Here is a 20,779-nt window from a genome sequence, read left to right as displayed (position 1 = left end):
TTAGATTTGGGGATCCCCGGCCATTTCTTCAGCCGGAACGGAATGCTTTTCCGTCTTCTCCTTTTTGCCGTCCTTATGAAACACGGAGGATACCTTGTCGATCAGCTCGGGGGCCAAATCGATCATGCGGTCTACCGACGTGTTGCCGGGGTCGACGCGCAGCAGCTTGACGCCCCCGTTCGAAATTGTTAAAAACGCCACCGGGTTAATGGTGACGCCGGCACCGGACGCACCGCCAAACAGCTGTTTTTCTGGGGCTTTCCCCGGAAAATCGGACCCGCCGGACGCAAAACCGTAACTGATTTTTGAGATAGGGACGATCACCGTCCCGTCCGGCGTCGTAATCGGGTCGCCGATCACCGAATTTACATCTACCATTTGCTTAATTTTTTCCAGCGTTGTATCCATCATGCCTTCGATCGGATGGTCAGCCATTTAAAGCACCGCCTTTTCTTTCTGATCCGGATGTCCGGATTTTTTTCCATATTTTAAATATACTTTGATAAAGCCAGTCAGAGCCGACAGCGCGGCGGAAAAGAGAAAAAACAGCCTGACCGTGGCCCGGACGCGAAACCTTACTCTGTTTTCTCCCTTTTGAAAATCCGGAGCAACGGTAACATTCCGCTCTTTGCAGTTTGCGACGGAAAGCAGAGCCGTCAGCGCGGTCGATACGGCGCCGCATGCTCTTCCGTAATTCAAAGCCGTTTGCGCAGCGTCGTCTCCGCCGACGGTAAGATCAAGGGAGAGTTTTCGGACCACCGTGTGGGAAAGCAGTTTCTTCGCGCCTGTGTACGCCACACGGGTAAACGCCTTCAGAAGTTCCAGAAAACCGCCAAGGCCCTTCTGGTGAAAGAGCTCTTTTATTTTAGAGGGCTTTTTTTCCGGCGCTGGTTTCTCCTTTTTTTGTATCTTTGGTCCGGTCGGCTTCTCCTCCGGACGGGGCAGGAGGCGGTAGTGCAGAAAAAGGAATCCAATCCGCGCGGAAAATTCTTCTTCGAAACTTGCCTCAACAAAAACGGAGCAAAAGAGCAGCACCGCAAGCAGAGAAAAAACGACTCCTGTTATGATCAGTCCGGTCATTCGGCTGTTCCTTCTCCCTGCTGAAGAACTTCTTCCCGGCTGCCCTCAGCGTCCGTTTCCTCCTGATGCTGCTCCTTCTGCGGCTGCGGCAGCTCGGCAAGGGAAGAAATTCCGAGACACCGCAAAAAATCCGTGGTGGTGCCGTAAAGAAGCGGACGGCCCGGCAGTTCCAGCCTGCCCCGTTCTTCGACCAGGCCCTTTGAAACAAGGCCGCTGATAACCGCGGAGCAGTCCACCCCGCGCACCTGTTCCACAAACGCCTTGGACACCGGCTGGTTATAAGCAACGACAGCCAGCACCTCCAGCGCGGCCTGAGTCAGCGGCATATTGCGGCGGATTTCAAGCGCGGCGCGCACCGCAGCGGCATGTTCCGGGTTCGTGCACATCTGATACCCGCCTTCCAGCCGTACGATACGGATTCCTCCGTGTTCGGTGCGGTACCGGTCCGCAAGGTTCTCCAGCATCTTGCCCGCCGTCGACCGGTCTATTTCCAACGCTTCCGCGATGCGGTCAAGAGAAACCGCTTCCCCGCTGGCGAACAGAATCGCCTCAATGGCTCCCTGAAGCTTTTTAATCTCCATGCCTTACACCGCCGTTTATCAGTTTTATTTCCGGATTTTGTTCCCCGTTCAGGTGAACCCGCTTCCCTTTGATCAGTTCCAGAATGGCAAGAAAGGTTGCCACACGCTCCGAGTGATCCAGGATGCCGTCAAATAAAGCCGTATAGCTTTGAACGCTCCTCTGCCGGAGCCTGCGCAGCACAAAAATGATGCGGGAAGATACGGAAACAATCCTGTGGGAAACAATCGCGGTAAAAGCCTCCTGGGGCGGAGGAAGGAAGCGTTTTCCCCGGCCCGCCGCGCTCAGATACGCCGCATAAAGCTCCTGCGGAGTATGGTGGCCCCGGTATCTGCGGTCCGGTTCAATTTTTTCCGGCTCACGGGGATAAGAGTCAAAACTGAACCGCTCCCCCAGCATGGCGGCCACGCGTTTGCAGTCCCTGTACTCAATCAGCTGACCGCTCAGCTCTCGTTTGAGCTGTTCAGCCTCCTCATGCTTCGGCAAAAGCGAAACGGTCTTGATATAAATCAGTCTTGCGGCCATTTCCAGAAATTCGCTGGACACGTCCATTTCCTGTTCCTGCATCGCCTGAACCTGCTCCAGATACTGATTCACCAACTCTGTAATTTGTATGTCGAAAATGTCGAGCTTGTTTTTTGCAATCAACGTTAACAGCAGATCAAGAGGGCCCTCGAACGTTTCCAGTTTATAACATATTTTATCCATCATTGCGCAATATATTTATACAAGTCCGAATAACCGGTACGGAAGAAGCGAAAGCCACTCAACGCCGCCCATTCCCAAGTTTACCAGCGCCCAGATGGGCCCGTCGAGCATTCCGCTGAACAGGACGACAAACGCAACCATAACGATGATATTCTGGTAACGGTAATAATTATAAAGGGCGCGGCTGGAAAGAAATGCGCCGAGGATTTTCGATCCGTCAAGCGGAGGAATGGGCAAAAGGTTGAAAACCGCCAGCGCAACATTGATATTGATGTATGCCGAAAAGAAAATATACAGGAAATTCGGCATGGCGACTTTGCCCACAAAGATCAGGCCGAAATAAATCAGTCCGCCGGCCCATGCCGCCAGAAAATTGGCGAGCGGCCCGGCCACGGCGGTCAAAGCCATATCTCGTTTCGGATTTTTAAAATAGCGGGAATCGACCGGAACAGGCTTGGCCCATCCGAAGCCGAACAGAAGAAGGAAAAGCGAGCCGATCGGGTCAAAGCTCGCAAGAGGATTCATCGTCAGGCGTCCGCTGTATTTCGCGGTGTGGTCGCCCAGTTTTCCGGCAGCCCAGCCATGCGCGAATTCATGCAGGGGAAGGATGCAGAAAATAATAAACAGCGTTGCAAGAATCTGGGAAATGACAGACATCAAGTCCACGGATCCGCCGGAAAAAAGACTTCTTAACAGATCAATCAGCATAAACATTCTCCTTACTTTGCTTATGATTATAATACGGAGAGGATAAAAAGGCAAGCGGCGCATGGATTTTCGGGCAAAACCGGCAAAAACACTTTTTTCAGCGTAAAACAGGAAAAAAAGCTTGCATTTGCAGGATAAATCTGATAACATAATACTGTTGCGATGAAAAGCCCTTTAAAGGAGGTGCAGACCTATGGCAAAATGTGAAATCTGCGGCAAGGACATTGCTTTCGGCATTAAGGTATCCCATTCTCACAGACGTTCCAACCGTACCTGGAAGCCCAATGTAATGCGTGTCAAGGCGATCGTGAACGGTTCTCCCAAACGTATTTACGCCTGCACCCGTTGCCTTCGTTCCGGCAAAGTGACCCGCGCCGTCTGATGCCTGACCTCGTTTTTCTAAATAAATAATAGAAAAGTAAAAGGAACCGTGATTGCGGTTCCTTTTTTCCATGCCCGTTGCCCCTTGGAAGTTCCTTCGGGAGTGCGAATAATTTCATAGCCGATGAACCCCGGGTTCTCATCCATTTTTTAATAGAAGGCTGTGTCGGCAGAAACACCTGCCGACGCGGCCTTTCTAAACAGATCAATACCGTCCGTGTCGCGTCAAGGGGCATGGCGCCGTTCTATTTTTCGCCGCGCTCGTGGATCAGGAAACGGATCGGGGTTCCCTCGAAGCCAAAGGTATCCCGGATCATATTTTCCAGAAAACGCTGATAGGAAAAATGGAACAGTTTCTTGGAATTGACAAAAAACACGAAGGTAGGCGGCTGAACGGAAACCTGGGTCATATAATAAATCTTCAGCCTGCGTCCCTTGTCCGTCGGCGGCTGGACTCGAGCGACCGCCTGTGCCAGCACTTCATTCAGCATCCCGGTTGCAACGCGGCGGGTATTGGACGCCGCCGCCTCCCGAATGGCCTGGAACAACCGATCCAGCCTCTGGCCTGTCTTCGCGGAAATAAAAAGAATCCCGGCGTACGGCATAAAGGAAAAATCTTCCCGCAGCTTTTTCTCGTACGCGTTCATAGTATAACCGTCTTTTTCCACCGCGTCCCATTTGTTCACGGCAATGACGCAGGCCTTGCCCGCCTCATGAGCCATGCCGGCAACCTTGGAGTCCTGCTCCGTAAATCCGACGGTGCCGTCGATCATAATGACGCACACGTCCGAGCGTTCCACCGCCATCTGCGCGCGCAGCATGCTGTACCGTTCAATATTGTCGTCCACCCTGCTTTTGCGGCGAAGGCCCGCGGTATCAATCAGAAGAAAACGGCCGAACTCATTTTCCACGGCGATGTCCACCGCGTCACGCGTTGTTCCGGCCACATCGGAAACAATGCAGCGCTCTTCACCGGCAATTTTATTGACCAGCGACGATTTTCCGGCATTCGGCTTGCCGATCACAGCGACCCGGATCATCTCATCGGGCCCCGCGTCGCCGTTTTGATCCGGAAATAATGAAACCACGCGGTCCAAAAGGTCGCCGGTACCATGTCCGTGAACGGAGGACACCCCAACGGGGTCGCCCAGCCCCAGATTGTAAAACTCGTAGAATTCGGCCGGCGGATCGCCGATGCTGTCACATTTATTGACGCACAGCACGACGGGCTTTCCGCTTTTCATCAGCATGGCGGCAATTTCGTGGTCGGCGGCAACCGGCCCGGTGCGAACATCCGTCACAAAAACGATCACGTCGGCCGCTTCCATCGCAAGGCGCGCCTGCGCCCTTGTCTGAGCAAGGATCACATCCTCGCCCGGTTCGATGCCGCCCGTGTCCACAATGGAAAACCGACGGGATTCCCATTCGCTTTCCGCATACACACGGTCACGGGTCACGCCGGGCGTGTCATCCACAATGGAAAGACGCTGCCCCGCAAGTTTATTAAAAAGAGTCGATTTGCCGACGTTCGGCCGGCCGACAATCGCAACTACCGGTAAAGCCATAATTGATTACCCCTCCCTGCTTATCATCTTTTCCAGCCCCCGAAAAACTATGAATCGGGGACATTTTTCCTTGGTCCGGTATTTTGGGCAGTCCCGCAGACAAAAAAGAAGAGAAGGATTGCTCCTTCTCCGACTTTCTAAAACGGAAACGAATTACGCTTCCTTTTTAATTACTTCCCTGCCATTGTAGTAACCGCAGTTGCCGCAAACTTTATGCGGGACTGTCAGTTCTCCGCATTTCGGGCATTTTACCAGAGCGGGCGCGCTAATTTTCCAAACATTGGAACGCCTTTTGTTCTGTCTGGCGCTCGACTGTTTTCTTTTTGGTACCGCCATCCTCAGCACCTCCTTACAAGATCTATTCCATTAATGAAGCAGTTTTTCCAAAACTTCCAGCCGGGGATCCGTGGGATGCCCGCCGCAATCGCAGGGCCCCTCATTCAGGTTTTTCCCGCAGATCGGGCACAGTCCCCTGCAGTCGTCGATGCATAAAAATTTGGTCGGAAGTTCAAGCAGAATATCTTCCCGCATTAGTTTGTCCAGATCCAGTTTTTCATCCCGAACCTCGATAAACCGGTCGTCGTCCTCGTTATTTTCAAGAGAACGGACAAGAACATGGGAAAAAGCAAAATCATAGTGCCTGTCGATCCGTTCCGCACAGCGGTCGCATGGAATTGAAAAATCGAACGAAACGTTCGCCTTCAGCCTTGCGGAACCGTCACGGCTCTCAACGATACCTTTCACAGCCACCGGGGAAACAAACGGAAAAACCCCGTTTAATCCGGTAGAAGACAGGTCCATGCTGTAATCGAATGAGCAGCTTTCACTTTCCTGAGAGAATATTTTTTTTAAATCCAGCAGCATACTCCACCTCGGCGCTACAGTTCTTAATTATAGAGATTTTTCCCTCTTTTGTCAATAAAAATTTATAGGTTCGGGTTTTTCCCCAAGAAAATGTGCCGGAGTACTGGTCTCCGGCACATTTTTGTTGCTTGACCCTCAGACCACAGCAGAAACAGCCTTGATTTCCTGCGGCAGAATACCCTCGTCCGCAGAAATCAACAGTGTAATTTTAATATTGGACAGAGAGGATAACGCATCCATTTTCTCCGCGAAAGAGGTGAGGCCGCCCATATCCTGGCCGATGATTTTCAGCGTGGAGTCCACATAAATATCCGTAACGTCATAGTTGCCGGCGCAAATGCCGCAGATAAACCCGCCAAGCGCATCCGCTCCCTGAATCCCGTATTCATCAATATCGATCAGCCGTGCGTCGTGGGAAATATCATAGGTCAGCTTATTGCCCTTTTCAATCACAACGACATTGCCGCTGGATTTCGAAACCGATTCGTTGGCGCGCTCAATCAGCTTTTTGGTTTTTCCGGACCCCTTTTTTCCTACGATAACATTAATCATGATGATGCTCCTCCTATATAATTTTTGCGTCCCCGGTAAAACAACCGGGTTTATTTCAGTCGGGCTTCCAACACGGCTTTTTCGTTTTCATAACCCGGCTTGCCCAAAAGAGCAAACATGTTTTTCTTGTAGCTTTCCACACCGGGCTGGTCGAAAGGATTAATCCCCAACAGATAGCCGGAAACCGCAACCGAACGTTCAAAGAAATAGATCAGTCCGCCCAGGGATTTTTCTGAAAAATCAGGAACCCGGATGACAAGATTGGGAACGCCGCCGTCCGTATGGGCAAGCACCGTACCTTCAAATGCCTTTTGGTTGACAAAGGACATTTTCTTTCCCGAAAGGAAATTCAGCCCGTCCGCATTGTCGGCGTCCTCTCCGATTGTGAAGTCGGCGGCCGGTTCGTCGACCAGGACCACGGTTTCAAACAGGTTTCTCTTTCCCTGCTGAATATACTGCCCCATGGAATGCAGGTCGGTGGAGAATACGACGGAAGCCGGGAAAAGCCCCTTGCCGTTCTTTCCCTCGCTTTCGCCGCAGAGCTGCTTCCACCATTCGCACATCATCTGAAAACGCGGTTCATAGCTGACAAGGATTTCGGTCTCCTTACCCTTTCGGTACAGGATATTCCTGGCCGCGGCATACAGGCAGGAGGCGTCGGACACGGGATCTCCGCTCAGTTCGGACCGCTCTTCGGCGGCACCTGCCATCAGTTCGCCGATATCGGCGCCTGCCACCGCGATCGGCAAAAGACCAACGGCGGTCAGAACCGAATATCTGCCTCCGACGTCGTCCGGGACAACGAAGGTTTCAAACCCTTCCCGGTCCGCAAGCTGTTTCAGCGTTCCCCGGGCACGGTCGGTTGTGCAGTAAATCCGTTCCGCAGCGCCCTTTTTGCCGTATTTCTTTTCCAGCAGGCCGCGGAAAACGCGGAACGCCACCGCCGGCTCCGTGGTGGTGCCGGATTTGGAAATCACATTAATAGAAAAGTCCTTCTCCCCACAAAGCTCCATGATTTCAGAAAGGGCGGAAGGACTTAAACTGTTGCCGGCAAAATAAATCTGAGGTCCGGCTTTTTTCAGACTGTTGTAATTCTGGGACTGCAGATACTCAATCGCGGCACGTGCCCCAAGATAGGAGCCGCCGATGCCGATGACGACGAAGACTTCCGAATCGGAGCGGATTTTATCCGCCGCAGCGCGAATGCGGGAAAATTCTTCCCGGTCATATTTTACCGGCAGATCCAGCCAGCCCAGAAAATCGCTGCCGGCGCCGGTCCCGTTAGAAAGCGTTTCTTGCGCAAGACGTACCTGAGGAGCGATTGCCGTAAATTCACTATCGTCGATAAAACCTGTAAGATGGTGCAAATCAATTTTAACAGACATTTCTTTTCCCCCTACCTATTGCAGTTCTTGCAACTATATTTTACAATAGGCGGGCTGAGTTTGCAAGGCGGATTCACATTATTCAGGAAAAATTAAGAATTTTTACGGGTCCATCATGGTCAGACGGAACAGCAGGAAGAACGCCGAAGCAAACGTAATGGCCTCCACCGCTTTCTTTGCGCGAATCTCCGATTCCTTCAAGACCTCATTATTCAACGAATAAGTGATTTTTCCAAGGACCTGCCCTTGCTCCACCGGCGCGCGGATTTCGCTGTTGAGAGAAACCTTGGATTTCACATCCCCGGCCTTTCCCTTTGGAACCAGAATGCTCTCGTTGCTGTTGACATTGGGCTCCACAACTGCGTTCATGCCGTTTTCCACAACGATCGGCACGTTTGCTTCCGGCGGTATCTGCGGTTTGACGACCGACCAGTTGGCGAAGCCGTAATCCAGCAGAGTTGATGCCGCGTTAAAGCGGTCGGATGTGCTGGAGCTTCCGAGAACCACCGCAACGAGGCTGACCCCGTCCCTCTCTGCCGTGGCGGAGATGCAGCTGCCCGCCTTGCCGGTCGTGCCGGTTTTCAGTCCTGTAATCCCTTTGTAGCTTTTCAAAAGCTTGTTGGTGTTAACCAGCTGGGTTTTTCCGCCTCTTACATTATCCATCCACGTTTTCGTGTAGTCGTAGATTTTTTTATGCTTGATTAATTCTTTTGACATCAGCGCGATATCATAAGCGGATGTTACATGCCCGTCTTCGTCAAGTCCGTTGACGTTTTTAAAGACGGTGTCTTTCATTCCAAGCTCTTTGGCACGCTGATTCATCTGCGCGACAAACTCGTCCTCGCTCCCCGCGACATATTCCGCCAGAGCCACTGCAGCATCGTTGGCGCTGGCAATTACCGTCGCTTTGAGCATGTCGTCCACCGTCATGCTTTCGCCGGGCTCCAGCCAGATATCGGAGCCGCCCATCGAAGCCGCGTGTTCACTTGCCGTTACGGTGTCGTTCAGGCCGATTTTTCCGCTGTCGATCGCTTCCATCACAAGCAGCAGCGTCATAACCTTGGTAATGGAAGCGCACGCGCGCTGCTCATGATCGTTTTTCTCGTACAGGACTTTGCCGGTCTGTGCCTCCATCAGCACGGCGGAAGGCGCCTTGACTTCCTCTTCCGACATCGCCGAAGCCCCCAGCGGCAGGCTGAAAATTACGGCCATGGCCGCGAGCAGGCAGGCCGACATTTTTTTCAACTTCATTTCCAGCACCTCCAATTTCATACTAATTCTTATGCCGTACGGGGACGTTCTATCCATAAAAAATGAGAGCCTTAAAGCAGCTCCCATCCTTTTTTCTGCAATTTTATTTTCGAACCGGAATTCCGCGCTGCGAAAGGTAATTTTTCAGATCCGGAATCCGGATTTCGCCAAAGTGAAACAAAGACGCCGCCAGCACGGCGTCCGCTTTCCCGCGGGTAAAAGCGTCGTAGAAATGCTCCGGTTTCCCGGCTCCCCCGGACGCGATTACCGGAATGGAAACCTTTTCGGATACGGCCGCGGTCAGTTCCAGGTCATACCCGTTTTTCACGCCGTCGCAGTCCATACTGGTCAGAAGGATTTCCCCCGCGCCGCGCCGCGCCGCTTCCCGCGCCCACTCTACGGCGTCCATCCCCGTGTCGACCCTGCCTCCGTTGCGGTAAACCGCCCAGCCGCCCTCCGCCCGGCGTTTCGCGTCGATTGCGCAGACAACGCACTGGCTGCCGAATTTTTCGGCTGCCGCGGAAATCAGGCCCGGATTTCGAATCGCGGCGGAATTCACGGAAACCTTGTCCGCCCCGGCACGGAGCAGAGCCGTAAAATCTTCCACCGTGCGGATTCCCCCGCCGACGGTAAACGGAATAAAAATGCTGTTCGCCACCTGCCCGACAAGATCGATGATAATGTTTCTCGCGTCCGAGGAGGCGGTGATATCCAAAAAAACCAGTTCGTCCGCGCCCTGCCGGTCATACTCCACCGCAGCTCTCACCGGGTCGCCCGCGTCGCGCAGATTCACAAACTCCATTCCCTTGACCACACGACCCTTATTTACATCAAGGCATGGAATAATTCGTTTCGCGTACATTATCAGCCCTCCGATTTCAGCGGCAGGGCAAAATTCCGGAGCATTCTCAGCCCCGCCGCCCCGCTTTTTTCCGGGTGAAACTGCGCGGCAAAGACATTGCCGCTGTGGATTGCCACATCCAGTTCCGCTCCGTAATCCGCCGTGGCGGCAACAAGACCGCGGTCGTCGGTTTTTAAATAATAGGAATGGTCAAAATAAACAAACGGATTTTCCTTCAAACCTTCAAAGAAAGCATCTTTGCGGAACAGATTTAAACTGTTCCAGCCGATATGCGGAATTTTTAGCCCGGGGGCGTCGGGGATGCGAAGAATTTTGCCTGGGAAAACAGAAAGTCCGCGCACCCCGGGCGATTCCTCGCTGCTTTCGAACAGAAGCTGCAGCCCCACGCAGATTCCGAGAAAAGGCTTTCCGGAACGAATAAAATCCAGCGCCGGCCCCACCATTTTGGAGCGTTCCAGGCAGCGCATCGCGTCCCCGAACGCGCCCTGCCCGGGCAACACTGCCGCATCCGCTTCCGCCAGGCGTTCCGGGTCGTCTGTAATGCAACATTCACAGCCGATATGCCGGAATGCCTTCACAACGCTCTGCAGATTTCCGGCCCCGTAATCGATGACTGCTATCATGATGTTTCCCCGCTTTCGTATGGTAATTCATTCTATCATGAAAGTGAAAAAAACGCAACAACAACTCCTGAAAATTCGGTTTTTGCCGAATGAATTGACAGAAAATCTGAAACAAGGTATGATAATTTTTAACGCTTGAATTCGGAGGGAAAGAATGGATTACGTTTCTCTGTGCGGGATTGGAATTGGCCTTGCGATGGATGCGTTTGCCGTCTGCATCACGAATGGGGCTATCACAAAAAAGGTAACGCCGTGGTTTGCCATGAAACTGGCGATTTGCTTCGGGCTGTTTCAGTCCGTAATGCCGCTGCTCGGTTGGTTGATCGGCAAAGCGGGAGAAAGCCTCATCAGCGCGGTGGACCACTGGGTCGCTCTGATTCTTTTGAGCTACCTGGGAATCGGCATGATCCGCGAAGCGCATAAAAAAACATACTGCGGAATCCATGACCGCAGGCAGAACGACATCAAGCCAAAAACTCTGGTCGCGCTCGCGGTGGCAACCAGCATCGACGCGCTCGCAACCGGAATTATTCTTCCCTCGGCGGTCGGTGCTTCCACCGTTTTTTTAATGGGCGTATCGGTCGCTGTCATCGGCCTGATTACTTTTTTTATGTGCCTGGCCGGCGTTTATATCGGCAAGAGATCCGGAGCGCTTTTCTCCTGCCAGGCGGAATATTTTGGCGGCGCCGTTCTAATTGGAATCGGAATAAAAATCTTTATCGATCACGTGTTTCTTTAAAACCCATAAACCTTCCCAATGCATCGCACCCGCTCCGCCACCTGATCCCGTAACTTTTGCGGCGCCAGCACGCAGATTCGGTCGCCGTACTGCAGCAGCCATTCCACCAGACCCTCGCCCGCAAATACTTTGACCCGCACACAGAAAAATCCGTTCTCTCTTTCAGAAATTTTCAGATTGCCTCCGAATTTGTCCAGCAAAGGCTCCAAAGCCTCGTCGGCGCAGCGCAGAACGACCGTCTGCAGCTCACCGTGGTACAAATGAAACGTTTTGGCCGCGTAGTCCTCCGCGTCGAAGCGGTCCCGGTAACCGCTCACTTCTTGGAACGGCCTCGCGGCCCGCGCGGTAATCTCCGCGTGTTTGATCCTGTCCAGACGATAAACGCTGACATCGTTGTATTTCTCGTAATTTCCCGCCAGATAATATTTGTCGCTGTCCCAAATCAGCGCATACGGACTGATTACAAATCTTCTTCCTTCCTCCCGCACAATCCGGTTTCCCCGGATGACATGGCGGCGATAGAGGAAGGAAATTTTTTTCTTTTGGGCAACGGCCCGGCTGATGGCATCAATCGTATAATAAATCTCCTCATTATCATATTTGGGCCGCAGATTCATGTGTGTTTTTCCCGCCGTTTCCCCGGCCTGGGTCCGGCTCATCAGCCCGCTCAGCTTCCGCATCAGTTCCGCGGTCTTTTTTTCCGTAAGAAACGGCGCGGCCTGCACCGCATCCATCAGCAGGCGGACCTCCGGCAGCTCAAACCGCCGTTCGGCGAGAAAAAATCCCGCTTTCGGCTTCCGCGAGAAAAGAATTTCAAACCCGTGCGCGCGCAGAGCGGAAACGTCCCTGTATACGGTTTTCCTGCCTGTTGAAATCCCCTGCTCCTGCAGCAGCCCGATCAATTCCTGGGAAGAGAGGGGATGTTCTTCATCCGTCAGTTCATCCAGAAGCTCGAGTAACGCCAAAATCCGGATTCTGCCGGTCTCATTTTGCCGCAAGCGATTCACCCCTGTCGTATGAAATTTTCCTGATAAAAAACGGCCGCGGGAAAAGCTTTTCCCACGGCCGTACCGGCGTTGTGCAAGCGGAACCTGTTTATTTCAAAAACTTTTCCGTCTCTTCCGCAATATGAGAAACACAAAGACCGAACTGCTCCAAAAGATCCGCCGCAGGACCGGAATGTCCAAACTGGTCGTTTACGCCGATTTTACGCAGCGGAATCGGGTATTCTTCGCTCAGGACGGCCGCAGCCGCATCCCCAAGACCGCCGATCACATTGTGTTCCTCGACGGTAACGATCTTTCCGGTTTCCTTGGCCGCCTTTAAAATCAGTTCGCGGTCGATCGGTTTGATCGTGTGAATGTTGATCACGCGGGCATCGATTCCCTTCTGCTCCAGCAGCTTCGCTGCTTCCAGCGCACGGGAGACCATCAGGCCCGTCGCGACGATTGTCACGTCCCCGCCGTTACGCAGCGTAACGCCTTTGCCCAGTTCAAACCGGTAATCGTCTGAATTATTAAAGCTTTCCACCGCAAGACGGCTCAGGCGAAGATAAACAGGGCCGTTATGCTCCGCTGCCGCGCGAACCGCCGCCAAAGTCTCGTAGTGGTCCGACGGACTGATGACCGTCATGCCCGGCAGGGAGCGCATCAGAGCGATGTCCTCCAAGCACTGGTGCGTCGCGCCGTCCTCTCCGACGGAAATCCCGGCATGCGTTCCGACGACCTTCACGTTCAGATGTGGATAGCACACGGAATTGCGGACCTGCTCAAAGGCACGACCGGTTGCAAACATGGCAAAAGAGGTCGCAAACGGAATTTTTCCGCAGGTTGCAAGACCCGCCGCTACGCCGATCATATTCGACTCCGCGATGCCGCAGTCCACAAAACGCTCCGGATACTTTTTTTTGAAAATCCCCGTCTTGGTCGCCTCCGCAAGGTCGGCGTCCAATACGACGATCTGCGGGAACTCATCCCCAAGCTGAGAAAGCGCCATTCCGTAGCTTTCCCTTGTCGCTTTTTTCACCATTTCCGCCATTTATTCCGCCTCCAATCCGGCCAGGGCCTGTTTCAGTTCGCGCACGGCAACCGCGTATTCCTCGTCGTTCGGCGCCTTGCCGTGCCAGCCCGCCTTGTTTTCCATGTAGGAAACGCCTTTGCCCTTGACGGTTTTTGCGAGAATCACGGACGGTTTTCCCTTTACGGTTTTAGCGTGTTCAAACGCCTTTTCAATCGCGTCAAGGTCGTGCCCGTCGATGCCCTGAACGTCAAACCCGAACGCGCGGAATTTTTCATCGATCGGTTCGGGCCCCGCAACTTCGGCGGTCGGGCCGTCGATCTGCAGGCCGTTGATATCGACAATCAGGCACAGGTTGTCCAGACTGTGGTGCCCGGCAAACATGGAGGCCTCCCATACCTGGCCCTCTTCCAGCTCCCCGTCGCCCAGAAGAGCATAGACCCGGTAATCTTTCCGATCCATTTTGCCGGCAAGCGCCATGCCGCAGGCAGCCGAAATCCCCTGCCCGAGCGAGCCGGTGCTCATATCGATTCCGGGCGTTCCCTTCATATCCGGATGCCCCTGAAGCATCGCGCCGATCTGTCTCAGCTTTTTCAGTTCATCCTCTGCAAAATAGCCTTTAAGCGCCAGAGCCGCGTACAGTCCGGGACAGGTGTGCCCCTTTGATAAAACGAAACGGTCGCGGTCGGGCTCTTTCGGATTTTTCGGATTGACCCGAAGCTCCTGAAAATAAAGATAAGAGAAAATATCCGCCGCGGACAGAGAGCCGCCCGGATGCCCGGATTTTGCATGATAAACGCCTTCGACGGCGCCCAGCCGGATTTTGCACGCGGCAATTTCCAACTGCTTTTTCAGTTTTGTGTCCATTGCTAACCTCCTAAATTGAATCCGCTGCAATTCACTTTCATTATAGTATGAACCGCAGCATTATTCAATACCGTCGTAAAAGTTCGGCAGTTATTCGGCTGCTTCGGCGGAATCATCATAGTCGTTCGCCGCGTGAAGTTTGTCGATGATCCAGAAAATCAGGCCGAGCAGCATGGCGACAACGGCCCCGAGAGACATGCCGGTCAGCTTTACCTGCCCCAACTGAACAAACGCTCCGGAAAGTCCCGTTACCAAAACCACGCTCGTCATGGCAAGGTTGCGGGAACGGCTGTAATCCACTTTCTGATCAACCAGCAGCCGCACGCCGGAGGAAGCGATCATGCCGTAAAGCAGGAAGCTGACGCCGCCCATGACCGGGCCCGGAATGGATTGAATTACTGCGGAGACCTTGCCTAAAAAAGAGATGGCAATGGACAGAACCGCTGCCCCGCCGATCACCCAGACGCTGTACACGCCGGTCATTGCCATAACCCCGATGTTTTCGCCATAAGTTGTCGTCGGTACGGAGCCGCAAAGTCCGGAAATCATGGTCGACAGTCCATCGCCGAGCATTGTTCGATGCAGGCCGGGAGTCCGGAGCAGGTCACGGCCGACAATTTTGCCGGTTACGATCTGGTGGCCGATGTGTTCGGAAACCACGACCAGCGTCGCTGGCAGGATAATGGAAATGGCGTTCCAGTCAAACCGGGCGGGCTGGAAATTCGGAACGGCAAAGACCGGCGCGGCGGCTGCCGCCGAAAAATCGACCATTCCCATGCCCCAAGCGACACAATAGCCGGTAAGGATCGCAATCAAAATGGGGATTACCGCGAGGAACCTGCGGAACAGCACGCTGCCGAACACAGCCATTCCGAGCGTAATCAGGAAAACCGTAATCTTTTTCGGATCGATCTGTGTGTATGTATCGCTTAAAATCAGCCCGCCCATATTGGCTGCCGAACCGGAAAGCTCCAGTCCGATTAAAGCCACGACAGATCCCATCGCCGCAGGAGGCAGAATTACATCGATCCATTTTGTGCCGCAAAAACGGATGATGACGGCAACGATGCAGAACACCGCGCCGGAAACGACAAACCCGCCGAGCGCATAAGGGTAGCCAAGTCCCTTGGTTGCTATGATGATGCCAGCCGGCGCGAGAAAGGCGAAGCTGGACCCCAAAAATGCCGGAGCTTTCCCTCCCGTTACCAAAATGTAGATCAAAGTGCCGATTCCGTTCATAAAAAGAACCACGGAAGGACTGATGCCGAACAAAATCGGAACAAGGACCGACGCGCTGAACATCGCGAACAGATGCTGCACCGAAAGCGGAATAGCTTTCAGAATAGGGGGTTTTTCTTCTACCTGAATGATATGCTTTGCCATGGAATGAACACTCCTCAAACGTAATATATCAGTAAAAAGCATTGCTTTTTTACCCTAAATTGCCCAAAAAAAAAGCCCGCCCGGTGCAAAGCAACTGCATCGGTGTGGCTTTTCTATTACTGCTGTCGTTTAAATGCCGATTTCGGCGCCCCGCAAATGGGGCACACCCAGTCATCCGGAAGTTCCTCGAACGGAACAAAAGGATCGCTGTATACATAGCCGCATACGGTGCAAATCCAGCTTTCTCCGCCCTGCTCCTGAGCCGTTTGCTTTTCTTCGCGATAGGTGGGGGCGTTTTTTGGCGCCCTGCCTTTAATGACTCTGTGATAATACTCGTATGTCATCGGTTTGCCGACAGCCTTTTCACTGCCCGCGATCACTTCCGCGAGAAAAACGGTATGAGTCGCCGTTTCCGACGAAGTCAGCACCCTACAGAGAAACCAGCAGCAGGTATTTTCCTTAATTACGGGAATGCCTTCCGCAAGGACGCGGTGCCTTACGTTCTTTAATTTATCCGTATCGCGTCCGGAGGAAAATCCCAAAGCGCCGATCACAGCGCCGGAGGTGTCCTCCGACAGAACGGAAACGGTAAAAAGACCGTTCCTTTGAATGCATCGGCAACTGTAATTGTCGTGGTTCAGACTGACGGCAATGATGTTAGGCGTATTTGCGACCTGAATGACCGTATTGGCAATGCAGGCGGATTTTTTCTCCCCGTCCTTCACGCCAATCGCATACATGCCGTAGGAAAGGCTGTTCAGAATAACATCGTTCAAGCCATATGCCCCCAAAAACGCATTTTTACTATTATATCTCAAAACCACCCGAAAATCAACAAAATTTTACTCTTCTTTTTTAATTTCCGCCCAGTATTTGCGAAAGGCCTGCTCCGTTTTATTTTCTCCCCACCGGTAGTAAACCGTGTCCTTCAAGATGTCCGGAAGATACTGCTGCCGAACCCAGTGATGCGGAAAATTGTGGGCATATTGATAAAACTGCCCTTTGCGCGGGTTATCTTCGCCGTCATAATGCTTATTTTGCAGTTGCCGGGGAATCGGCCCGGACTTTCCGGCCCGCAGGTCGGCGATGGCCGCGTCGATCGCGCAATAGGCGGAATTGGATTTTGGCGAACAGCAAACCAGAACCACCGCGTCGGCCAGCGGAATCCGAGCCTCCGGCAGACCGACCTGAAGCGCCGTGTCGACCGCCGCCTTGACAATCGGGATAATCTGCGGATAGGCCAGTCCCACGTCCTCGCAGGCGCAGACCATCAGCCTGCGGCAGGCGGAGGGAAGATCCCCCGCCTCCAGCAGCCGGGCCAGATAGTGAAGTGCCGCGTCCGGGTCCGAACCGCGCATCGATTTCTGGAACGCGGAAAGAATGTCGTAATGCTCGTCCCCCACGCGGTCGTATTTCATCGCGCTGCGCTGCGTAAGGTCCCTGGCGAGCTGTTCCGATACGTGACAGACGCCGTCTCTTTCTTCCCCGGACAAGGCGCATAGCTCCACTGCGTTCATCGCTTTGCGGACGTCGCCGCCGCACGCGGAGGCAATCACATCCAGGGCGGCCGGTTCCGCCTTGATTCCGCGGTGCTGTTCCTGCTCCAGAATTCCAAACGCCCGTTTCACTGCTTCACGGACATCCTCTTTTTGAACCGGTTTAAATTCAAACACTGTCGAACGGCTCAAAATCGCGCCGTAAACATAGAAATAAGGATTCTCCGTCGTCGAGGCAATCAGCGTAATCGACCCGTTTTCAATAAATTCCAGCAATGTCTGCTGCTGTTTCTTATTAAAGTACTGAATTTCGTCCAGATATAAAAGGACTCCGTTCGGCGCCTCCAGGGTGTCCAGCTGATTCACGACATTTCGGATATCCGCCGTGGAAGCGGTTGTGCCGTTCATTCTGACCAGTTTCCGGCTGGTCCTTGCGGCAATGATGGACGCAAGCGTTGTCTTGCCGATTCCCGACGGGCCGTAAAACACCATATTGGGAATCTGGCCCGATTCTATGATGCGAACGAGCGGCTTTCCGGGGTCCAGCAGATGGTGCTGACCGACAATTTCATCCAGACTTCGCGGGCGGATCCGATCCGCTAAAGGAGCCGACATCGGCACCATCCTTTCGCCAATTATTCATACAGCGGGTGACGGGCGCAGATTTCGCGGACGGTTCCGCAGATTTTCTCACGGTTCGCTTCAAAATCGAAAATCGCAAGAGCGATGCATTCCGCAATGAGGTCCATATCCGCCGCGTCCAGGCCGCGCGTGGTAACCGCCGGCGTACCCAGCCGCAGGCCGCTTGTGACAAACGGGCTGCGCTGCTCGTTCGGGACGGTGTTTTTGTTCGCCGTGATATTGACGGAATCGAGGCGCTGCTCCAGCTCCTTGCCCGTGAGTTCCAGCCCGGTCAGGTCGACCATCATCAGATGATTGTCCGTACCGCCGGAGACAAGTTTCACCTTGCGTTTGAGCAAGCCTTCCGCAAGCGCCCGGGCATTACCAACAATCTTATGGGCATACTGCTTAAATTCGGGTTTCAGAGCTTCTCCCAGACAGACGGCCTTCCCCGCGATGATATGCATCAGCGGGCCGCCCTGCGTCCCCGGGAAAATTGCTTTGTCGATCGCTTTCGCGTATTCTTCCTTGCAAAGAATCAAGCCGCCGCGCGGGCCGCGCAGTGTTTTATGCGTCGTCGTGGTGACAATCTGCGCCCATTCGACCGGATTCGGATGCTCCCCGGCCGCGACGAGTCCGGCGATGTGAGCCATATCCACCATTAAAATCGCGCCGCAGGCATCGCAGATCTCACGGAAGCGTTTAAAGTCAATCACGCGCGGATATGCGCTGGCGCCCGCCACGATCATTTTCGGCTTCACCTTCATTGCCGTTTCATAGACCGCTTCGTAATCGATCCGTCCGGTTTCCGGGCTGACGCCGTAGGATACGAAATTGTAATAGCTGCCGGACATGTTTACGGGAGAGCCGTGGGTCAGGTGGCCTCCTTCCGAAAGGTTCATGCCCATGACGGTATCGCCGGGTTTTAAAAGGGCGAAATACACCGCGAGATTTGCCTGCGCGCCGGAATGCGGCTGCACATTGGCGTGCTCCGCGCCAAACAGTTCGCATGCACGCTTGCGCGCCAGATCTTCCACAATGTCAACGTACTGGCATCCGCCGTAATAGCGCTTTCCCGGGTAACCTTCCGCGTATTTGTTGGTCAGGACACTGCCCATTGCGGCCATCACGGCGGGAGAAACAATATTTTCGGACGCGATCAGTTCCAGATTCGCCTGCTGTCTTCCCAACTCCTTGGCCATCGCGGCGCCGACTTCCGGGTCGGCCTTCGAAACAAAGCCGATGGTATCCATGAGATCACTGTACATCGTATTCAAACCCTTTCCCGAACAAATTTATCAATATTATACCCTGTAACATGCAAAAACGCAACGGCGTTCCTGCAAAAAAGGCCCTGAAAACAGGGACGTTTCGCCATTGCCTTACGCCGAAGAAAATATTATAATGAAAAGGCAAATATTGATGCCGAGTGAAAGCCATTCTGCCAAACGGAGGATAAAAATGACCAAAAAGCAGCGTGCCATTCTTGCGATACAAGCGTTGAAAAAAGAATACCCGGATGCGATCTGCTCCCTGACCTACGCCGACCCGCTGCAGCTTTTAATTGCGACCCGGCTTTCCGCGCAGTGTACCGACGCGCGTGTGAACATGGTGACGCCGGAATTGTTTGAGCGCTTTCCCAATCTCGACGCATTCTGTAACGCCGCGGTGGAAGAGATTGAACCGATCATTCATTCCTGCGGACTCTACAAAACCAAGGCCCGCGATATTCTCGCCATGTGCCGCATGCTCAAATCGGATTTTGGCGGCACCGTGCCGGACACCATTGAGGAGCTGACAAAGCTGCCCGGAGTCGGACGAAAGACGGCAAATCTGGTCGCCGGGGACATCTACGGGAAACCGGCGGTCGTAACGGATACGCACTGCATCCGGATTTGCGGCCGGCTGGGCCTGAGCGAAGGCAAAGACCCGTTCAAGGTGGAAATGCAGCTGAAAAAGATTCTTCCGCCCGAAGAATCAAACGATTTCTGTCACCGCCTGGTGCTGCACGGAAGGACCGTCTGCACCGCCAGAAATCCGGCCTGCAGCAAATGCCGCATGAAGGAGTTCTGCAAAAATCCCGTTCAAGCCCCCTGAAACATCCGCAATATTAAGAAAAAATTCAGGAGCCCCTCATGGTTCCTGAATTTTTTCTGTCATGCGCTCTATTTAGATGCAAGCTGTAACTATATAAATTTTACGGCTTGCTGGCGGGACCCGGCCGCGGTTTCGTGCTATGGAATTATCCAAAGTTATGCGCAGCCTGCTTTTACAAAACGCTCATGCCCTTTCCTGGGGCTGGGCGTTTTTCACACCTAACTTTCAGATAACTCTCTACTCATCATGTAAAGTAAAACGGATTCATTATGTTTTGCCCACCACACAGTTTCACAGCCATCTTGTACATTGCCTTTGCATGAATACGATCATGCCAAATAAACCTTCTGCATACCTTTCTAAGCGACCACTGTTCATCACAGCTTCCGTCATAGACCGTATTTAACAAGAAATCCGTCCTGTGCTCAAGCTTTTCAAATCCTTCTCTCCTGCATGAGAGAATGTCCGGTTCATTTGTTACAGGTATGTTGATTTCTCCAAAATAGTAGCTGTTTACATTCTTTGTGTGTTCATACATCTCTTTCGCTGTAATAGGAACATTGCCGTAAAAAGTTTTTCGAGGCTGCAGCACCGTATTGAATTTGTCTGGTATGGAATTATATAGCCGCAGAAAATCATCGGCGGATTTTAAAGCTAACTGCTTCAATTCAAGGTATTCCGACCGCGTAAGCAGCTGCTTTTCACTGTCAAATATCACATCGGAGTCTGCATCTTCAATTCGCAGAGAAGTACTCTTTTCCTGAACAACGGATATTTGGCATTCTTCTGCTGAAGGAACAGCTTTTCTTAGCCACCGTGTATACTGTTGTACTTCACTGGCGAATTTGTTCAGTGCTTCTCGTTGAGTTCTTCCACGGGCAAAAGCGCCTATATAATTTTCCGCATAAATGAGATGACCTTCAGAGTTGAACTCATCTATTGCCTTAATCAACATTTGTATGCCTCCGAAATCAATAGCATATCGTATATAAAATAGAAAAA

Annotated in this window: 24 protein-coding genes; 3 read left to right on the top strand and 21 right to left on the bottom strand. The window is 52.9% G+C overall.

Going from position 1 to position 20,779, the window contains the following annotated elements:
• From ytfJ to CAFE_RS18250, 5 genes are read right to left on the bottom strand one after another with little or no spacing between them, the layout of a single operon-like run.
• Nucleotides 1–435: a GerW family sporulation protein gene (ytfJ, locus tag CAFE_RS18270; RefSeq protein WP_066644081.1), complete on the bottom strand. Its 435-nt coding sequence runs from the start codon at nt 433–435 to the stop codon at nt 1–3.
• On the bottom strand, nt 436–1,080 hold the full coding sequence (locus CAFE_RS18265) for a DUF2953 domain-containing protein (RefSeq protein ID WP_066644080.1): 645 nt from the start codon (nt 1,078–1,080) through the stop codon (nt 436–438).
• On the bottom strand, nt 1,077–1,661 hold the full coding sequence (gene scpB / locus CAFE_RS18260; protein WP_066644079.1) for an SMC-Scp complex subunit ScpB: 585 nt from the start codon (nt 1,659–1,661) through the stop codon (nt 1,077–1,079). Before scpB ends, CAFE_RS18265 begins: the two co-directional genes overlap by 4 nt.
• Nucleotides 1,651–2,370, bottom strand: a complete 720-nt coding sequence (locus CAFE_RS18255) for a segregation and condensation protein A (protein ID WP_228725084.1) — start codon at nt 2,368–2,370, stop codon at nt 1,651–1,653. The genes scpB and CAFE_RS18255 overlap by 11 nt, the downstream gene beginning before the upstream one ends.
• Before the next feature lie 12 nt (nt 2,371–2,382).
• Nucleotides 2,383–3,075: a site-2 protease family protein gene (locus CAFE_RS18250; RefSeq protein WP_228725085.1), complete on the bottom strand. Its 693-nt coding sequence runs from the start codon at nt 3,073–3,075 to the stop codon at nt 2,383–2,385.
• A gap of 193 nt (nt 3,076–3,268) precedes the next feature.
• Here CAFE_RS18250 and rpmB point away from each other — a divergent pair, with 193 nt between their 5' ends.
• Nucleotides 3,269–3,457 carry a 50S ribosomal protein L28 gene (gene rpmB / locus CAFE_RS18245; protein ID WP_066644078.1) on the top strand — a complete coding sequence of 63 codons (189 nt, stop codon included), beginning with the start codon at nt 3,269–3,271 and terminating at the stop codon, nt 3,455–3,457.
• Nucleotides 3,458–3,701: 244 nt separating this feature from the next.
• Here the strand turns inward: rpmB and der are convergent, their stop codons facing one another.
• The 8 genes from der to hisH all read right to left on the bottom strand — a co-directional run bounded on the left by der (nt 3,702) and on the right by hisH (nt 10,558).
• Entirely contained in the window at nt 3,702–5,021 is a 1,320-nt protein-coding gene (gene der / locus CAFE_RS18240; RefSeq protein ID WP_066644077.1) for a ribosome biogenesis GTPase Der, read from the bottom strand.
• Nucleotides 5,022–5,174: 153 nt separating this feature from the next.
• Entirely contained in the window at nt 5,175–5,357 is a 183-nt protein-coding gene (gene rpmF / locus CAFE_RS18235; protein WP_066644076.1) for a 50S ribosomal protein L32, read from the bottom strand.
• A gap of 30 nt (nt 5,358–5,387) precedes the next feature.
• Nucleotides 5,388–5,885, bottom strand: a complete 498-nt coding sequence (locus tag CAFE_RS18230; RefSeq protein WP_066644075.1) for a YceD family protein — start codon at nt 5,883–5,885, stop codon at nt 5,388–5,390.
• Nucleotides 5,886–6,020: 135 nt separating this feature from the next.
• A complete protein-coding gene (locus tag CAFE_RS18225) occupies nt 6,021–6,437 on the bottom strand; it encodes a hypothetical protein (RefSeq protein ID WP_066644074.1) in 417 nt (138 codons plus the stop codon).
• 50 nt (nt 6,438–6,487) lie between these two features.
• On the bottom strand, nt 6,488–7,822 hold the full coding sequence (locus CAFE_RS18220) for a glucose-6-phosphate isomerase (RefSeq protein ID WP_066644073.1): 1,335 nt from the start codon (nt 7,820–7,822) through the stop codon (nt 6,488–6,490).
• A gap of 102 nt (nt 7,823–7,924) precedes the next feature.
• Nucleotides 7,925–9,073, bottom strand: coding sequence for a D-alanyl-D-alanine carboxypeptidase family protein (locus CAFE_RS18215; protein WP_066644072.1), 1,149 nt, complete (start codon nt 9,071–9,073; stop codon nt 7,925–7,927).
• Between the two features lie 103 nt (nt 9,074–9,176).
• Nucleotides 9,177–9,935 (bottom strand): imidazole glycerol phosphate synthase subunit HisF, encoded by a 759-nt coding sequence (gene hisF / locus CAFE_RS18210; RefSeq protein ID WP_066644071.1) that lies wholly within the window; start codon nt 9,933–9,935, stop codon nt 9,177–9,179.
• Nucleotides 9,936–9,937: 2 nt separating this feature from the next.
• Complete coding sequence (gene hisH / locus CAFE_RS18205) at nt 9,938–10,558, bottom strand: imidazole glycerol phosphate synthase subunit HisH (protein ID WP_066644070.1); 621 nt, start codon at nt 10,556–10,558, stop codon at nt 9,938–9,940.
• 154 nt (nt 10,559–10,712) lie between these two features.
• Here hisH and CAFE_RS18200 point away from each other — a divergent pair, with 154 nt between their 5' ends.
• Nucleotides 10,713–11,297: a manganese efflux pump MntP gene (locus tag CAFE_RS18200; protein ID WP_066644069.1), complete on the top strand. Its 585-nt coding sequence runs from the start codon at nt 10,713–10,715 to the stop codon at nt 11,295–11,297.
• Here the strand turns inward: CAFE_RS18200 and CAFE_RS18195 are convergent.
• The 7 genes from CAFE_RS18195 to CAFE_RS18165 all read right to left on the bottom strand — a co-directional run bounded on the left by CAFE_RS18195 (nt 11,294) and on the right by CAFE_RS18165 (nt 18,948).
• Nucleotides 11,294–12,295, bottom strand: a complete 1,002-nt coding sequence (locus tag CAFE_RS18195; RefSeq protein WP_066644068.1) for a helix-turn-helix transcriptional regulator — start codon at nt 12,293–12,295, stop codon at nt 11,294–11,296. The genes CAFE_RS18200 and CAFE_RS18195 overlap by 4 nt on opposite strands.
• Before the next feature lie 97 nt (nt 12,296–12,392).
• A complete protein-coding gene (locus tag CAFE_RS18190) occupies nt 12,393–13,334 on the bottom strand; it encodes a transketolase family protein (RefSeq protein WP_066644067.1) in 942 nt (313 codons plus the stop codon).
• Nucleotides 13,335–14,180 (bottom strand): transketolase, encoded by an 846-nt coding sequence (locus tag CAFE_RS18185; protein WP_066644066.1) that lies wholly within the window; start codon nt 14,178–14,180, stop codon nt 13,335–13,337.
• A gap of 90 nt (nt 14,181–14,270) precedes the next feature.
• Nucleotides 14,271–15,563: a uracil permease gene (gene uraA, locus CAFE_RS18180; RefSeq protein WP_156991398.1), complete on the bottom strand. Its 1,293-nt coding sequence runs from the start codon at nt 15,561–15,563 to the stop codon at nt 14,271–14,273.
• A gap of 116 nt (nt 15,564–15,679) precedes the next feature.
• On the bottom strand, nt 15,680–16,339 hold the full coding sequence (locus tag CAFE_RS18175) for a flavin reductase (RefSeq protein ID WP_207708901.1): 660 nt from the start codon (nt 16,337–16,339) through the stop codon (nt 15,680–15,682).
• A 66-nt stretch (nt 16,340–16,405) separates the two neighbouring features.
• The gene (locus CAFE_RS18170) at nt 16,406–17,674 is read right to left on the bottom strand and encodes a replication-associated recombination protein A (RefSeq protein WP_066644064.1); all 1,269 of its coding nucleotides are present in this window, start codon (nt 17,672–17,674) and stop codon (nt 16,406–16,408) included.
• A gap of 20 nt (nt 17,675–17,694) precedes the next feature.
• Nucleotides 17,695–18,948 carry a serine hydroxymethyltransferase gene (locus CAFE_RS18165; protein ID WP_066644063.1) on the bottom strand — a complete coding sequence of 418 codons (1,254 nt, stop codon included), beginning with the start codon at nt 18,946–18,948 and terminating at the stop codon, nt 17,695–17,697.
• 193 nt (nt 18,949–19,141) lie between these two features.
• Here CAFE_RS18165 and nth point away from each other — a divergent pair, with 193 nt between their 5' ends.
• A complete protein-coding gene (nth, locus tag CAFE_RS18160; protein WP_066644062.1) occupies nt 19,142–19,777 on the top strand; it encodes an endonuclease III in 636 nt (211 codons plus the stop codon).
• Nucleotides 19,778–20,021: 244 nt separating this feature from the next.
• Here the strand turns inward: nth and CAFE_RS18155 are convergent, their stop codons facing one another.
• The gene (locus CAFE_RS18155) at nt 20,022–20,732 is read right to left on the bottom strand and encodes a hypothetical protein (protein ID WP_083209993.1); all 711 of its coding nucleotides are present in this window, start codon (nt 20,730–20,732) and stop codon (nt 20,022–20,024) included.
• Nucleotides 20,733–20,779: the final 47 nt, after the last annotated feature.

It is taken from the genome of Caproicibacter fermentans (assembly GCF_009746625.1).
In the GTDB taxonomy this organism is placed as follows: Bacteria; Bacillota; Clostridia; order Oscillospirales; family Acutalibacteraceae; genus Caproicibacter; species Caproicibacter fermentans.
Note: the sequence above shows the minus strand (reverse complement) of the source record. Positions and strands in the feature narration are given on the sequence as shown.

Bases quoted from the DNA above. Each gene is read 5' to 3' on its own strand.
- rpmB (WP_066644078.1), top strand. From the start codon at position 3,269: ATGGCAAAATGTGAAATCTGCGGCAAGGACATTGCTTTCGGCATTAAG.
- CAFE_RS18255 (WP_228725084.1), bottom strand. From the start codon at position 2,370: ATGATGGATAAAATATGTTATAAACTGGAAACGTTCGAGGGCCCTCTT.
- scpB (WP_066644079.1), bottom strand. From the start codon at position 1,661: ATGGAGATTAAAAAGCTTCAGGGAGCCATTGAGGCGATTCTGTTCGCC.
- CAFE_RS18220 (WP_066644073.1), bottom strand. From the start codon at position 7,822: ATGTCTGTTAAAATTGATTTGCACCATCTTACAGGTTTTATCGACGAT.
- CAFE_RS18170 (WP_066644064.1), bottom strand. From the start codon at position 17,674: ATGTCGGCTCCTTTAGCGGATCGGATCCGCCCGCGAAGTCTGGATGAA.
- CAFE_RS18190 (WP_066644067.1), bottom strand. From the start codon at position 13,334: ATGGCGGAAATGGTGAAAAAAGCGACAAGGGAAAGCTACGGAATGGCG.
- CAFE_RS18250 (WP_228725085.1), bottom strand. From the start codon at position 3,075: ATGCTGATTGATCTGTTAAGAAGTCTTTTTTCCGGCGGATCCGTGGAC.
- CAFE_RS18225 (WP_066644074.1), bottom strand. From the start codon at position 6,437: ATGATTAATGTTATCGTAGGAAAAAAGGGGTCCGGAAAAACCAAAAAG.
- CAFE_RS18185 (WP_066644066.1), bottom strand. From the start codon at position 14,180: ATGGACACAAAACTGAAAAAGCAGTTGGAAATTGCCGCGTGCAAAATC.
- uraA (WP_156991398.1), bottom strand. From the start codon at position 15,563: ATGGCAAAGCATATCATTCAGGTAGAAGAAAAACCCCCTATTCTGAAA.
- CAFE_RS18230 (WP_066644075.1), bottom strand. From the start codon at position 5,885: ATGCTGCTGGATTTAAAAAAAATATTCTCTCAGGAAAGTGAAAGCTGC.
- CAFE_RS18265 (WP_066644080.1), bottom strand. From the start codon at position 1,080: ATGACCGGACTGATCATAACAGGAGTCGTTTTTTCTCTGCTTGCGGTG.
- hisH (WP_066644070.1), bottom strand. From the start codon at position 10,558: ATGATAGCAGTCATCGATTACGGGGCCGGAAATCTGCAGAGCGTTGTG.
- nth (WP_066644062.1), top strand. From the start codon at position 19,142: ATGACCAAAAAGCAGCGTGCCATTCTTGCGATACAAGCGTTGAAAAAA.
- hisF (WP_066644071.1), bottom strand. From the start codon at position 9,935: ATGTACGCGAAACGAATTATTCCATGCCTTGATGTAAATAAGGGTCGT.
- CAFE_RS18215 (WP_066644072.1), bottom strand. From the start codon at position 9,073: ATGAAGTTGAAAAAAATGTCGGCCTGCCTGCTCGCGGCCATGGCCGTA.
- CAFE_RS18200 (WP_066644069.1), top strand. From the start codon at position 10,713: ATGGATTACGTTTCTCTGTGCGGGATTGGAATTGGCCTTGCGATGGAT.
- rpmF (WP_066644076.1), bottom strand. From the start codon at position 5,357: ATGGCGGTACCAAAAAGAAAACAGTCGAGCGCCAGACAGAACAAAAGG.
- ytfJ (WP_066644081.1), bottom strand. From the start codon at position 435: ATGGCTGACCATCCGATCGAAGGCATGATGGATACAACGCTGGAAAAA.
- CAFE_RS18165 (WP_066644063.1), bottom strand. From the start codon at position 18,948: ATGTACAGTGATCTCATGGATACCATCGGCTTTGTTTCGAAGGCCGAC.
- der (WP_066644077.1), bottom strand. From the start codon at position 5,021: ATGGCTTTACCGGTAGTTGCGATTGTCGGCCGGCCGAACGTCGGCAAA.
- CAFE_RS18155 (WP_083209993.1), bottom strand. From the start codon at position 20,732: ATGTTGATTAAGGCAATAGATGAGTTCAACTCTGAAGGTCATCTCATT.